The sequence below is a fragment of the Terriglobales bacterium genome (assembly GCA_035651655.1).
Taxonomy (GTDB): Bacteria; Acidobacteriota; Terriglobia; order Terriglobales; family Acidobacteriaceae; genus DASRFG01.
Genome location: DASRFG010000011.1, coordinates 38898 through 54245 on the forward strand (window position 1 = coordinate 38898; position 15348 = coordinate 54245).

General features: G+C 56.9%; 8 protein-coding genes. 6 read left to right on the forward strand and 2 right to left on the reverse strand.

From position 1 onward, the window contains the following. Positions 1-6: 6 nt before the first annotated feature. The 4 genes from VFA76_05145 to VFA76_05160 all read left to right on the forward strand — a co-directional run bounded on the left by VFA76_05145 (position 7) and on the right by VFA76_05160 (position 7671). Positions 7-1482 carry an ATP-binding protein gene (locus VFA76_05145; protein HZR31222.1) on the forward strand — a complete coding sequence of 492 codons (1476 nt, stop codon included), beginning with the start codon at positions 7-9 and terminating at the stop codon, positions 1480-1482. 218 nt (positions 1483-1700) lie between these two features. Beyond that, positions 1701-3074: a TolC family protein gene (locus tag VFA76_05150; GenBank protein HZR31223.1), complete on the forward strand. Its 1374-nt coding sequence runs from the start codon at positions 1701-1703 to the stop codon at positions 3072-3074. Positions 3075-3081: 7 nt separating this feature from the next. Further along, positions 3082-4437, forward strand: a complete 1356-nt coding sequence (locus tag VFA76_05155) for an efflux RND transporter periplasmic adaptor subunit (protein ID HZR31224.1) — start codon at positions 3082-3084, stop codon at positions 4435-4437. Positions 4438-4446: 9 nt separating this feature from the next. Then, positions 4447-7671, forward strand: coding sequence for an efflux RND transporter permease subunit (locus tag VFA76_05160; GenBank protein HZR31225.1), 3225 nt, complete (start codon positions 4447-4449; stop codon positions 7669-7671). A gap of 225 nt (positions 7672-7896) precedes the next feature. Here VFA76_05160 and VFA76_05165 read toward each other — a convergent pair whose 3' ends face one another. After that, positions 7897-9174, reverse strand: coding sequence for a serine hydrolase domain-containing protein (locus tag VFA76_05165; protein HZR31226.1), 1278 nt, complete (start codon positions 9172-9174; stop codon positions 7897-7899). A 462-nt stretch (positions 9175-9636) separates the two neighbouring features. On the opposite strand from VFA76_05165, the gene VFA76_05170 reads away from it, so the two are divergent. Together VFA76_05170 and VFA76_05175 are read left to right on the forward strand one after the other, a co-directional pair. Beyond that, entirely contained in the window at positions 9637-11115 is a 1479-nt protein-coding gene (locus VFA76_05170; GenBank protein ID HZR31227.1) for a galactose oxidase-like domain-containing protein, read from the forward strand. A gap of 10 nt (positions 11116-11125) precedes the next feature. After that, positions 11126-12223 carry a hypothetical protein gene (locus tag VFA76_05175; GenBank protein ID HZR31228.1) on the forward strand — a complete coding sequence of 366 codons (1098 nt, stop codon included), beginning with the start codon at positions 11126-11128 and terminating at the stop codon, positions 12221-12223. Between the two features lie 10 nt (positions 12224-12233). Here the strand turns inward: VFA76_05175 and VFA76_05180 are convergent, their stop codons facing one another. Further along, positions 12234-15347, reverse strand: a complete 3114-nt coding sequence (locus tag VFA76_05180) for a multidrug efflux RND transporter permease subunit (protein HZR31229.1) — start codon at positions 15345-15347, stop codon at positions 12234-12236. Position 15348 lies beyond the last annotated feature (1 nt).

Genomic DNA, 15348 nt, shown 5'->3' on the forward strand with positions numbered 1-15348 from the left:
GTTACCTTGAAGAAACTTTCACTGACCGGACGCTTGACCGCAGTTGTCGTCGGCTCTCAATTTCTGCTGGCGATCGGCCTCGTTCTGGTCGGGATGCTGTATCTTCGCGAGGAATTGCTTTCCGGTCTCGACCTGAACTTGCAAGGCCGCGCTCATAGAGTGGCGGCCCTGGCCTACTACGCCCCCAAAAGCCAGACAAAATTGTTATTTGATGCGGACGAGTCGCCGGCCCCCTCCGACCCTGCTCATCCTGACATGTATCAGATCACCAGCGAAAGGCTAGGTTTTGAAAACCACACGCAGAATTTCAACTCCGCCCTTCCCCAGAAGCTTGCTTCGCGTCGGACCAAGAACTTCAAGTGGAACGGTGTCCCCTATCGCGCGGTAGTTCTGCGCAATCTTGCTATCCGCGATCCCCAGCCGGAGATTGTCGGAATGCCGGATGCCACGCTAACCGTGATCTATGCTGCTCCGACCCTTGCGATTGATCGCGAAGTGGCGGAGGTGGGCTTCGGTGTGGCCAGTGCGAGTATCTTCATTCTGGCGCTTACCGGGTTTCTTGCTTCCTGGGCCTTGCGGCGCGGGCTATCCCCCCTGCGCGACCTGGCCAGCCGAGCGGGCTCAATTTCCGTGAGCAACTGGGAATTCCGCCCTTCTCCGGAGGCACTTGACGCTCCCGAATTGGCCCCACTCACCCAGGCGATCCAGACTGTGCTTGCCCGACTGGAAAAGTCTTTTACTCAGCAACGTGGATTTCTGGCCGACGCAGCCCATGAACTCAAGACCTCCGTCGCGATTGTGAAATCCACCTTCCAGTCCTTGCTGCAATCCCCGCGCTCGCCTCAGGAGTATCGGGAGGGGCTGCAGCAGCTCCTCGAAGACGTGGAACGCCTCGAAGATCTGCTCAACCGCATGCTTCGCCTCGCCCGCGCCGAGCAGTGGGCCGCCGAAGGACTCCAAGGTCAGTTCGACAATACCGACATTACTTCCACCTGTGAGATGGCGATCGCGCGCATCAAGTCCCTGGCTGCTTCGCGAGACGTTAAGGTCGAGCTGGTGGCTAACGGCACCGCCGAGCTACCCGCCGATCCCGCCGACCTGGAGCTGGTTTGGGTGAATCTGCTGGAGAATGCAATTCAACACAGCCCCGCAGGATCTGCTGTGCGCTTGCGCCTTGAAGTCGAAACCGTATCGGCATGCGTCAGTGTGGAAGATTCCGGAGTGGGCATAGCGCCCGACCAACTGCCGTATATTTTTGAGCGCTTTCGACGCGGCGATCCTTCGCGCGCTCGAGCAACCGGTGGTTTCGGCCTGGGCCTCGCTATTGCTAAGGCGATCGTGGACGCCTACCGCGGAAACATCACCGCCTCCAGCGTTCTCGGTCAAGGGACCCGGATCTCGGTACAATTGCCGCTGGTTCGCGATGCAAAGCCGAATGCCAATCGTGAGCCCGTTTCCGTCACCGAAGATTCCCTCGCATAACCTAATCTCTTGTGCAAGAAATTGCACCATCGGTTGTCTGGATGACACCGTCTCAGTCGCCCGTTTCTGCATCTCTCTGTTCTTTTGGGCTTCTAAATCACTGGCATAGCTTAACGAAGTTTCACTTTCGCTTAAGCTTTCCTTAATCCGTGGCACTGTACAGTGTTGCTGTATTTCGGCGACTGCAGCCAACCGAGGCCTCGCGAGGAGACAGGCAAGTGCAGAAATGCTTACCAAAAGTCCTGACTGGAACAGTCGCGCTCATTTTGAGCGCCGTTGCGGTTTCGGCGCAAACCGCGCAACCCACTGTGTTGTCCGCTGCCACCGGCCAAACTGCTTCCTCATCGCCGCAGAATCCCGATCAACCGCTGGTCTTGACTTTGCAGGACGCCCTCCAGCGGGCCAAGGCCAACAGTCCGCAATTTCAATCCGCGCTCACTGATCAGGGGCTGGCCCACGAGGACAAAGTTCAAGCCCGCGCCCTGCTGCTGCCCAGCGTCAACTACAACATGCAATATCTCTACACCCAGGGAAACGGTATTCCCGGCGGCCCTGGACGCTTCATCGCTAACAATGGCGTGCACGAATACCTCGCCCAAGGCAACGCGCACCAAGTGCTTTCGGTAGTGGATTTTGCCGACTTCCGCCGCACCCAGGCCCTCGAGGCAGTTGCCAAAGCCCGGGCACAAATCGCAGCTCGCGGTTTGGTGGTCACAGTGGTTCAAACCTACTATGCCATGGTGGTGGCGCAACGAAAATACGGGACCGCTCAACAGGCCGCCAGTGAGGGTCAGCGCTTCTTTACCATCAGCCGGCAATTGGAGCAGGGCGGGGAAGTGGCGCATTCCGACGTTGTGAAAGCGGAAATTCAGTATCAGCAAGTACAGCGCGACCTTCAGGAAGCACAGCTGGCAATGCAGAGGACCCGGCTGGAATTGTCCGTCTTGTTGTTCCCCAACTTTACGGAAAACTTCAGTGTGGTTGACGACCTGCGATTGCCAGATCCGCTGCTGCCGTTCGCTGAAGTTGAAGCCCTGGCTGGTCGTAAGAATCCGGATTTGCAGGCGGCTATTTATAGCCTGCGCGCGGCAAATAGCGAGGTCACTGCCGCCCGCGCCGGGTATTTACCAGCGCTCACCTTCGATTATTTTTACGGAATTGACGCTCCCCAGTTTGCGGTTCGCGATTTTGAGGGCAGAAGAAATCTCGGCTATGCAGCGACTGCCTCCCTGACTCTACCGATTTGGAATTGGGGATCAACCCAAAGCAAGGTCAAGCAAGCCGACTTGCGCCGTCGTCTCGCGCGCGTCGAGTTGAGCGCCGCCCAGCGGACTTTGCTCGCCAACTTGCGTACCTTCTATAGCGAGGCACAGATTGCACGCGCCGAACTAGAGTCATTGGCGCGTTCTGCAGAGCTGGCCGCCGAGAGCTTGCGGCTGACCACTTTGCGGTATCAGGGCGGGGAAGCCACCGTGCTTGAAGTGGTGGACGCGCAGAATACGTTGACCGTGGCGCGCAACGCGTATGACGATGGTCAGGCCCGCTTCCGGCTGGCGCTCGCCAACTTGCAAACGCTAACCGGAACCTTCTGAAAACCACATGAATAAAACTCAAAATCGCGCAGTGCTAACCATCGGCCACGAAAGACGATTGTTCCCCTGCATCTCGGCAATCGGAATTATGTTGGCGGTTCTTGCCTGGTCGGGCTGTTCGGGCGAGGAAAAGCCGCCAGAACCTGTTGTCAACGTGCAAGCCGCCGCGGCGCAGCAGAAGACCATTCAGCGCACCGTAACCTCGGAGGCCGTCTTGTTCCCCCTGCACCAGGCAGCCATAGTGCCCAAGATCACCGCTCCCGTCCGAAAGTTTTACGTCAATCGGGGGAATCACGTTCGTGCTGGCCAGTTGCTCGCCGTCCTTGAAAACCGTGATCTCTCCGCCGGCGCCGTTCAGAGCAAGGGAGAGTACGAGCAAGCCGAGGCTTCTTACACCACTTCTACCGGCGCCAGCATTCCCGAAGAAATGCGCAAGGCCGAGTTGGACGAGAGCACAGCCAAACAGAACCTCGATGCCGAGGAAAAACTTTTCGAGAGCCGGCAGAAGCTCTTCGAACAAGGTGCGCTGCCGCGGAAGGATTTAGACCAGGCTCGGGTCGCGCTGGCCCAGGCAAAAAGCCAATACGACATAGCCCATCAGCACTTGGAAGCACTGTTAAAAGTCAGCCACGCGCAAGCCTTGAAGGCTGCCACGGGGCAGCTTACTGCTGCAAAAGGAAAATATCAGGGCGCAGCAGCCCTCTTGAGTTACTCCGAAATACGCAGTCCCATCAACGGCCTTATCACTGATCGTCCGATTTACCCGGGCGAAACGCCTGCGGCAGGCATGCCCCTGCTCATGGTGATGGATACTTCGTCGGTCATTGCCAAGGCGCATATCCCCCAGGAAGAAGCGGCGCTCCTCAAAGTCGGTGACCCGGGAACCATTACCGCCGCCGGCGTGGAGGACGAATTGAAAGGCAAAGTCACTGTAGTCAGCCCGGCACTCGATCCCAATAGCACGACGGTTGAGGTCTGGGTGCAAGCGCGAAACCCGAAGGGACAGCTCAAACCCGGCTCCAGCGTGCAGGTTTCAATGTTGGCGGAAGTTCTTCCCAATGCAGTGACCATTCCGGCCACCGCGCTTCTCACCGAATCCGACGGGACTACCTCCGTCATGGTGGTGGGCGATGACGGCCGGGCGCACCAGCGCGATGTAAAGCCCGGCGTAAAGCAGGGGGATGAATTGCAGATCGCAGAAGGTCTGAAACCTGGCGAGCGGGTAGTTACGGTTGGTGCTTATGGCTTGCCCGATAACACTAAGGTGCGCATCGAGGCAGCAAGCGCTCAAAATGCTGAACCAGACAAGCCCAAAAAAGGGGACGCTGGCAAAGACGAAAAGGACGCCAAGGACGAGAAATAACGCCAACCCATGCGCCTCACCTCCATAACTGAAAGCGGCAATCACGAGAACAGGGAATCCAACTATTGGTTCTCCTACCATTCCAAGTCCATCATCTTTCTGATCATCACTCTGGCGCTAGTCGGTGGTTACCTGGCGCTCACCATTCCTATCGCAGTTTTCCCGGAAACAAATTTTCCTCGCATCGTTATCGGCATTGATAACGGGGTGATGCCTATTGACCAGATGATGGTCACTATCACCCGTCCTGTGGAAGAGGCTGTAAACAGCGTCCCTGGGCTGCAGCGTGTGCAATCCATCACCGGCCGCGGTTCTGCTGAGATTGATTTGTTCTTCGACTGGAAGGTGGACATGTTCCAGACCCTTCAGCTGGTAGATGCGGCCGTGGGACGGATACGCTCCTCTTTGCCATCTACTGCTGAGGTCCGCAGCAATCGCCTGACCTTTGCCGCTTTTCCCATCATGGGATATGCCTTAAGGGCCCAGAAGGTACCGCAAACCCAACTGTGGGAATTGGCAAATTACGAGCTCAAGCCGCGCTTAAACCGTTTGGATGGGGTCGCTACCGTCGTGGTCCAGGGTGGCCAACAACCGGAGTTTCACATTGTTCCTGATCCCGCCAAGTTGCTAGAGGCACAAGTCACCGTCACAGATCTGCTCGAAGCTGTGCGCCGCACCAATCTCATAGATTCACCCGGTTTGATGGAGAGTAATCATCAACTCTACTTGGGATTGATCAGCGGACAGGTTCGCAGTGCTGACCAGATCGCGAGCATCGTGGTCAAAACTACGCAGGCGGGAATTCCAGTTCACGTCGGCGACGTCTCCAACGTAGAAGCCAATGTAAAACCGCTTTACACGATTGTCACCGCCAATGGCAAGCCGGCCGTATTGCTGAATATCAATCGCCAGCCCGCCAGTAATACGGTGCAGGTTGCTACAGAAGTACATGCCGAGGTGGATCGCATACGCCGCGAGCTGCCGCCCGGCATCACCATCGAGCCGTTTTATGACCAGTCCATCATCGTGAGCGAATCCATCAAGAGTGTTCGCGATGCCATCCTGCTCGGACTGATTCTGGCTTCCGTTATTCTCGTTGTTTTCCTGCGCGATTGGGGGACATCGGTTGTTGCGGGCATGGTAATTCCGGTCACCGTTGCAGTTACGTTCATCGCCCTGAAGCTGCTCGGCCAGAGCTTCAATCTTATGACTTTGGGTGGACTTGCCGCCGCCGTGGGACTAGTGATTGATGACGCCATCGTGGTGGTGGAGAACATCGTCCTGCATCGTGATGCCGGGCAGCCGCGTCTGGAGGCAATCCACAGCGCCCTCCGCGAAATTACTACTCCTTTGGTGGGCTCAACCATCACACCGATCGTCGTCTTTTTGCCCCTGATAACCATCACCGGTGTAACGGGTTCGTTTTTCCGCGCGTTGGCCGTGACGGTTGCTGTCTCGCTGTTGACCTCCCTCATACTCGCACTGACCTGGACCCCTAATCTCAGTCAATATTTCATCCACGCAAAGCGCCGGTCCGGAGACGGTGGCGAAGAGCTTCCCGACGCCGGGAACGGTGACGGCAGTACGCTCTCGGCCCAGCGGCTATTTGCCGCGGAAGAAGCTTCACTCAAGGGCCGTTTTCTTCGTGTAGTCCAGTTCTATGAGCGCTGGTTGCGCTTTTCTCTCGAGCGTCCTCGATGGTTGCTCGGCCTTAGCGCCCTCCTGATTGTCGCTTCCTTCGGCTGCTACAAGCTGCTCGGCACCGATCTTCTCCCAGCCATGGACGAGGGCGGCTTCATCCTCGACTACATCATGCCCGCTGGTAGTTCTTTGGCGGAGACCAATCGCGTAATCACTCACGTGGAGGAGATCCTGCGCTCCATGCCCGAGGTAGAGAACACTTCCCGGCGTACTGGTCTGCAACTTGGTCTTGCCGCCGTTACCGAGGCAAATACCGGCGATATTTCCGTAAAGCTAAAACAGAAGCGCAGCCGCGGGGTTGATGAAATCATTGCTGAAGCACGCGCGCAGATTGCCCAGCAGGAGCCCGCGCTCGATACTGAATTCATCCAACTGCTTCAGGACATGATCGGAGACCTGACCAGCGCTCCTGAGCCCATTCAGATCAAGCTCTTTGCCCAGGATCCGGCTTTGCTGCGTGAGTGGGCGCCCAAGATCGGGGATTCGATTCAGAAGATTTCCGGGGTTGTAGACGTGCTCAACGGGATTGACAACACCATTAGTGGCCCGGCCGTGCTCTTCCAGATTGATCCCGCCGTCGCCGCTCGTGCTGGTTTCACGCCCGAAGAAGTGGCCCTCGACGCTGCCGCGGTTCTAGAGGGCGAACCAGCACAGACTCCATTGATCGCTAACGACCGCGCATACACCATTCGCGTGCGCTTTCCCGGCAAGAGCCGCCAATCCCTGGACGCGATGAAGAATACCCTGCTTGTCAGTTCCAGTGGCAAGACCGGCACTTTGGGTTCGCTTGCCACTCTGACGGAGATGCCCGGTCAGACCGAAATCCGGCGCGAGAACCTGCAGCGCAACGTGGCTGTCACCGCTCGACTTGAAGGTCGCGACCTGGGCAGTGGCATTGCTGCCGTGCAGAAGGCCATTGCCAATCTGCATCTTCCAGCGGCCATACGGGTCGAGTACGGCGGCACCTATCAAGAGCAGCAGCGCTCATTCAAGGACCTGGTGATGGTGCTGGTGCTGGCCGTCGTGCTGGTCTTTATTGTGTTGTTATTTGAATTCCGCAGCTTTGCTGCTCCGATTGCTATTTTGTCCTCGGCCTTGCTCTCAACTTCTGGTGTCTTCATTGCACTGCTGATCACTCGAACCAGCTTCAACATCTCTTCTTTTATGGGGCTGATCATGGTGGTGGGTATCGTGGCCAAGAACGGCATCCTGCTACTCGATGCTGACCAGCGCTTCCGCGCGGCCGGACTCCCGGTCGAAGATGCCATGATTCAGGCTGGCCGGCGCCGCTTGCGCCCCATCCTGATGACCGCTCTGGCCACCATGGCAGGCATGTTCCCCCTGGCCTTTGCCTTGGGAGCGGGATCGCAGATGCTTCAACCCCTCGCCATTTCCGTCATCGGCGGCATTGTTGTTTCTATGGTCTTGTCTTTAATCATTACCCCCGCGGTGCACTTCTACCTCAGCCCCCACGAGAGCGGCCGGCACGAATTGGAGACCGTAGCTGCACCCCTGCCACACGCCTCCGACTAAAGTTGTCTCTGTTTATTGTGCTGTAGCCAGGGAATCAGGTTTGATTCTGGCAATATCGCGGCGATAAAGGGGAGCAGGATCTATGCAGGGAGGCAATTGGTCCCACTCCCCTTCGCTTTGCCAGATTGACTCGCAAGGAGTCGCTATAGAAGATGTATGGAAGGTCGGAGTCGATGCGCTTTGCTACGTAAAGTTTTGTAACCCAAAGACAATTTCCAACCACCCTCAATCAACAATCGCCTGATACGCCAATTCATTCACCTGCTTGTCAAGGGTCAAGTCTCCCGTGGGATGCAACTGCCCCATAAAAATCACGATCATCTGTTCTTTCGGGTCAATTGTGAACGCCGTGTAGAAGAAGCCGCCCCAGTTGTATTCTCCCGGCGATCCCAGTTCGGCGAGCGGCGCTTTGATGCCATCCACTCCGAAACCAAGTCCAAAGCCTTGATCAGGACTGATCTTTCCGAGTTGATCGTGGGTCATCAGTTCAACCGATTTGCGGCTCAAAACGTGTGCGGTTCCAACTTTTCCGCCATCCAGCATCATCTGGCAAAAGCGCGCGTAGTCCGCAGCCGTGGATACCAGCCCGGCTCCGCCGGAGAACAGTTTCTTGGGCCCGCTGTACGGATAATCGGCGGAATAGGTGAACGATCCTTCGGTGATTGGTGTCTCAGGAAAGCGATTGAGGCCCTTGTCCTCATAGTAGGTGTAGGCCGTTGCCATTCTCTCCCTCTTGTTGTCAGGCGGATAGAAATACGTGTCCTTCATACCCAGTGGTTCGAAGATGCGAGTGCGCAAGAATTCGTCGAGCGGCTTTCCGGAAACAACCTCCACCAACCGCCCCAGTACATCTACCCCCAGGCTATATTCCCAACGATCACCCGGACTAAAAAGCAGGGGAATCGCCGCCAGGTGTTTAACACTGTCCTCGATAGTGCCGTCATATGGCAGAAGCCCGTGCGCGACATTCGCGCTCTTGTACATGGGTCCCAAATCAGGATTCCAATGATAAGTCAGCCCTGAGGTGTGCCTTAAGAGATCGCGGATCGTAATCTCTTTGCTCGCTGGGATTGAATAGGACTCGCCCGACGCCGGTTTCACTAGCACCTTCGGGTTTTTGAATTCGGGCAGGTATTTCGATACCGGATCGTCGAGCAGGAAGCGGCCCTCTTCGTAAAGCATCATCACCGCCGCACTGGTGATGGGCTTGGTCATGGAGCAGATCCGGAACATCGTATCCGGCCTCATCGCCTTGCCGGTCTCTCGGTCCGCCATTCCTTGCGGTTTGAACCACACCACATGGCCGCGCCGTGCCACCAATGTGACTGCACCTGCGATTCGTTTCTCGTGGATGCTGCGCTGGACCGCCGTTCCTATTCGCTCCAGCCGTTCTGACGACAGTCCCACCGTCTCGGGCTTGGCAACGGGCAGATCCTGCGCGACGGCAACGCCGGTCATCACCAGCATGCAGCTCAGCAACAGAAGGTCTAGTTTGCGTCTCATCGCGGGTTGTAGCCTTTATTTCAGTCTGAATTTCGAGTATGGATTGTACAAACGAGGAAGCTTTTCATCAATCTTCGGCGCTACGCGAACAAGACAGACCGCCGAACGACTGGTGTCTCGACACTGGCGCCCCATCCATTTCGCGTTCTCCGCGAAACGGGTGGGCGTCGCGTTGGATTTACCTGCGCAATTCATTGCCGGTATGCAAAGGTTTGCATATCCGGAACATAAACAATAAACAATAACTTGTGGAACAATAAACAATAACTTGTGTTTTAACCAGGTAACTCGCATATAATCCTGCTCGTAAGTTGCTGAATTTGGCCATCTGTAGATGCAAGCACGGCAACGGGATCTATGGCGCGCTTCGTTCCCCATCTCCCGCGACTAATCAGAGCAGCGATCCGAGTGTAATCCGAATCAGTGAAAAGCGTTGCTGTACGTCATTGTCCGGAGTCAGTCATGCTACTAGAAAGTCTGGCCGCTCCCACTCGTCCGAGTGAAAGAACGTCCGTTCACCACCCGCTCTCAATTGGAGTGGATCTTCTACTAAGGCGCGCATGGCTGGGTATGGTCTTTTGTGTCATGCTCGTTACCGCGATTCCGCGCGCCTGGGGGCAGGGTCCATCAACCGTCGGGCAATGGACTCCGGTATTGTCGTGGCCTTATATCGCAACTCATATTTCTCTGCTTCCCAACGGAAAGGTGCTGTGGTGGCCATCATGGGCGGCAGGAGACAATCCCACGCTGTGGGACCCAGTCTCGGGCACGCAGACTGCTGTCTCTCACGTCGGCTACAACATTTTTTGTACCGGCCATTCTTTTCTCGGCGACGGCCGGTTACTCGTTACTGGTGGGCACGTTGCGAGCGGGTTCGGACTTCCTTATGCATCACTCTACGATCCCAGCAATGATAGCTGGAGTTCGCTGCCGGCCATGAGTGATGCCCGCTGGTATCCCACTAACATCACTCTTGCGAATGGCGATGAGCTAGTTGTTTCCGGCGAAGTCAACAGCACCATCGGTCACAACCCGCTGTCGCAAGTCTGGCAAGTATCGAGCAATTCGTGGCGCAACCTCACCACGGCGCAACTGCTCCTGCCTCTTTATCCCGAAATGTTTGTCGCGCCCGATGGACGCGTGTTCTATGCCGGGCCCACTCGCCAGACGAGGTATCTCGATACAAACGGAACAGGCGCGTGGAGCACCGGCCCGGTGAGCAACTACGGGACCCGTGATTACGGCCCTGCCGTGATGTATGACAGTGGCAAAATCCTGCTAGCCGGGGGAGGCGACCCGCCCACCGCAACCGCCGAAGTAATCAATCTCTACGATTCCTTTCCCGCTTGGCGCTATACCGCGCCCATGACGCATGCGCGCCGGCAGAGCAATGCCACGCTGCTTCCGGATGGCACGGTGCTGGTGACCGGGGGCAGCGGCGGCCCGGGGTTCGATAATTCGTCCGCTCCCGTCTATCCCACCGAATTGTGGAATCCAACAACCGAGAGTTGGCAGACTCTGGCCAGTCTGAGTGTCTATCGCGGATACCACTCCATTGCCTTACTCCTGCCGGACGGACGTGTTCTCTCCGCGGGTGGTAATGTTGCCAGTGCGGAGATCTTTTCACCGCCTTATCTTTTCAAAGGAACAAGACCGAATATCTCCTCTGCGCCGGCCAGAATACGCAGAGGTCAGACCTTTTTTGTTGGGACTGCAAACCCAGGCAGCATCGCAAAGGTAAGCTTGGTCCGGATCGGCTCCGTCACCCATAGCTTCAACGCGAATCAACGCATTAGTTTTCTCAAATTCAGTCAGGCTTCGGGGGGACTGTACGTCACCGTAACCCAAAATGCCAATCTCGCGCCGGTCGGTCACTACATGCTGTTCCTCTTAGACGGTAACGGAGTGCCATCAGTCGCCAAGATCCTGCACTTAAGGTGAATGGGGTGATATGAAACCTGACTTAGATCGCAAGTCCCGGCTGATCTTGATCACATTCCTCTTGCTCGCATGTTGCAGGATCTCCTTTGCAGCTGACACCTACACCGTTATTGAAATCAAAGGAGCAGCCAACAACAGCAGCCTCGGACGTCATGCCGACAACCTAGCCAACATAGTGGTCGGCAGCTCGGGTCTCACGCACGGAAGCGACACTCACGCTTTCGTGTGGACGGCAGAGCAAGGCATGCTCAATTTAGGCACGCTTCCCGGAGGAGAATACAGCGAGGGTTTCGCCGTCAACGATTCAGGGGTGGTTGTTGGCGATTCGAACGGCGGTAAATCGGTGCATGCCTTCGTTTGGACCCACAAAGGCGGCATACAAGATCTCGGTACCTTGGCCGGTGACAATGCCAGTCGGGCGTTCTCCATTAATAATTCTCGGGAGATCGTCGGCTACTCCAGTGGGTCGCGGGGCGTACGCGCTGTCATCTGGTCGAAGCATGCACGGATACACAGTCTGGGGACACTACCCGGTGGCGATATGAGTCAGGCTTACGCCATCAATAATGCTGGTGACGTGGTCGGTGTTTCCTCCAGTTCGTCCGGAAAACACGCCTTTCTATGGAACCGGAGGTCGGGGATGGTGGACCTCGGCACTTTGCCCGGCGACGTCTCCAGCGAAGCGCTGCGCATCAATCAAGCGGGTCATGTAGTGGGTACTTCTATGGGGTTGGGTGCGATTCATGCCTTTCTGTGGAGCAAAGAGGCGGGCATGGAGGACATCGGTTCGTTGGCGGGGAGTAGTTTCAGCCAGGCCCTCGACGTAAACAGCTCGCAGGAGGTGGTGGGCGCCTCCCAAACTTCACTCGGTTCCCGCGCCTTCATTTGGACCAGGAAATCTGGAATGCGGGACCTCAACAGCCTGATTTCCCCAACTCTAGACGTCGTCTTGACCTCTGCACTCCGAATCAACGATCGTGGCCAGATAGTTGCCATCGGCGGCTTCCACCATGACCTCGCCCGCGACCGCCAGACTGACATGGATGACGAAATGCACGCCGGGCCGACGCATGTCTTTCTGCTGACGCCAAGTGGCGGACTTCGATAATTACCCACTGTTAGTCCCCCGGACTCGTGTTCGGAACGGGACTTAGCTGCTGCACTCCCGACCGCCGGCTGCTCATCCGCAAACGCAGCCGATCCAGGTACAAGTAAATGACCGGGGTGGTGAACAGCGTCAACGCCTGGCTAACGATCAGACCGCCTACGATGGTGATGCCCAACGGCCTTCGCATCTCCGACCCCGTGCCCATCCCCAACGCCAACGGCAGCCCGCCAAGCATGGCTGCCATGGTCGTCATCATGATGGGGCGAAAGCGCATCAGGCAGGCTTCATAGATCGCTTCCACCGGCGATTTGCCCTCGTGCCGTTCCGCCTCAAGCGCGAAATCAATCATCATGATCGCGTTCTTTTTCACGATTCCAATCAGCAAAATAATGCCAATCAGCCCGATCACATTCAGCTCATTGCGCGTCAGCAACAATGCCAGGATTGCGCCCACTCCTGCAGAGGGAAGCGTCGAAAGAATCGTGATGGGATGGATGTAGCTTTCGTACAGCACCCCGAGCACGATGTAAACCGTCACTAAGGCCGCCAGAATCAGCAACGGTTCGGAGGCAAGTGAAGACTGAAATGCCGCCGCCGTTCCCTGAAAACTGGGGTGAATAGTTCCTGGAAATCCGATGGCACGCTGCGCGTTTTCAATCGCGCGTGTCGCCTGGCTAAGAGAAACGCCCAGCCCAAGATTAAAAGAGATCGTTACCGCGGGATACTGTCCCTGGTGGGCCACCGCTAGCGCTGTATTCGAATTCTCAAAATGGGCGAAGGCCGAAAGTGGAACCGCAACGCCGCTCGAAGAGGGCACATAGATTTCTCGCAACGCCTCCGGATCCTGCGCGAAGCGCTGGTCCACTTCCATGACTACGTGATACTGGTTCAACTGCCGGTACATAGTGGAGACTTGTCGCTGTCCGAAGGCATCGTAGAGGGTGCTGTCAATCACCGCCGAACTAACTCCCAACCTCGACGCGGTATCACGATCCACCACGACTCTGGCCTGAAGCCCCTTGTCCTGCTGGTCGCTGTTCACATCGCGCAGTTCAGGCAGCTTGCGCATCTTGTCCAGCAGGCGCGGCGCCCATACAAGAAGGTCGCTCAAGTGCTCCCCCTGCAGGGTGTACTGGAACTGTGCGCTACTCTGCCGTCCCCCTATGGTCAGGTCTTGGGCGGCCTGCAGAAATAGTGTCGCGCCTGGCACTACGGTTAGCTTCCTTCGCAAACGGCTAATCACCTGGTCAGCGCTTACCTTACGGACTGAAAGCGGCTTTAGGGTGACGAACATGCGTCCACTGTTTGCCGCGGTGTTTCCTCCCGCAAAGCCAACCGCGGTTTCCACCGCTGGGTCCTTCACCACGATGGAAGCGAACTGAATCATCTTCTGTTTCATGGCGGCAAATGAGATGTCCTGTGAAGCGATGATGGAACCGCCGATCCGGCCGGCATCCTGCTGCGGGAAAAATCCCTTCGGGACAATGATGTACAGGTACACACTTAAACAAGCGGTTGCAACCGTAATAAACAACGTTAGCGGTTGATGCCGCAACACCCAGCGCAAGCTTCCCCGATAAATTCCAAGAATTCCCGCAAAGATTCGCTCGCTGAAATCGTAGATCCTGCCGTGCTGTTCCTCGCTCATCGGACGCAAGAACTTGGCGCACATGGTCGGAGTCGTCGTTAATGAGACCAGCAGAGAAACCCCAATCGCCAGGCTCAGGGTTACCGCGAACTCACGGAAGAGCCTGCCCACCAGGCCACCCATTAAAAGAATGGGGATGAACACCGCCACCAGCGACGTGCTCATCGAGAGCACGGTAAAACCGATCTCCTTCGCCCCGCGAAATGCCGCTTGCACCGGCGGAATTCCAACCTCGATGTATCGAGTAATGTTCTCCAGCACCACGATGGCGTCATCCACCACGAAGCCGGTAGAGATCGCCAATGCCATCAGCGACAGGTTGTCCAGGCTGTAGCCCAGCAGGTACATCCCCCCAAACGTTCCGACCAATGAAAGTGGTACAGCAACGCTGGGAATCACCGTGGCCCGCCAACTGCGGAGAAACACAAAGACCACCAAAATCACCAGAACTACAGAAATGATTATGGTGCGCTCGATGTCCGAGACCGATGCGCGAATCGTGATGGTTCGGTCCAACACCACGTCAAGGTGAATCGCGGCCGGAATAGACAACCTGAGCAGCGGCAGCATGCTCCGCACTCGGTCCACCGTACTGATGATGTTTGCCCCCGGTTGGCGAAAAACAATGATGAGCACCGCTGGTTTTCCATTTGCCAGCCCCACATTGCGAATGTCTTCCACGGAATCTTGAACATCGGCAACATCGCTCAGGCGCACCGCTGTGCCGTTTCGATTCACAACGATTAACGATCGGTACTGCTCGGCCAAGAACAGCTGATCGTTCGCTCCGATGCTCCAGGCCTGGTTTCGGTCAGACAGTTGTCCTTTCGGCCGGTTTGCGTTCGCCGCCGTCAGAGCCGCGGCAATCTGGTCCAGCGAAACGTTGAGCTTGTTCACCAGGGTCGGATTTATCTCTGCTCGTACCGCCGGGCGAGCGCCGCCACCCACAAATACCTGCCCCACGCCCTCAACCTGGGCCAGTTTTTGCGCCAGAATAGAATCGGCCGCGTCGTACATCCGCGGCTGCGTCACGGCGTCAGACGTCATTGCCAAAATCATGATTGGCGCATCGGCGGGATTTGCTTTTCGATACGAGGGATTGTTCGGCAGGTTAGCGGGTAGCTGGCTCCGCGCGGCATTGATCGCCGCTTGCACATCGCGCGCCGCAGCGTCTATGTTGCGGTTCAAGTCGAATTGCAACACGATGCTTGTCGAGCCTAGTTGGCTCGTCGAAGTCATCTGATTAACACCCGCAATTCGGCCGAACTGCCGTTCCAGCGGCGTGGCCACCGCTGAGGCCATGGTCTCCGGACTCGCCCCCGGCAATCCCGCAGACACCTGGATTACCGGGAACTCCACCTGCGGCAGCGGGGCAACCGGAAGAAACTTGAAAGCCAGCGCCCCCGCCAGCAGTACTGCCGCGGCCAGCAGCGATGTCCCGACCGGCCGTTTGATAAATGGGGCGGAGATGTTCATC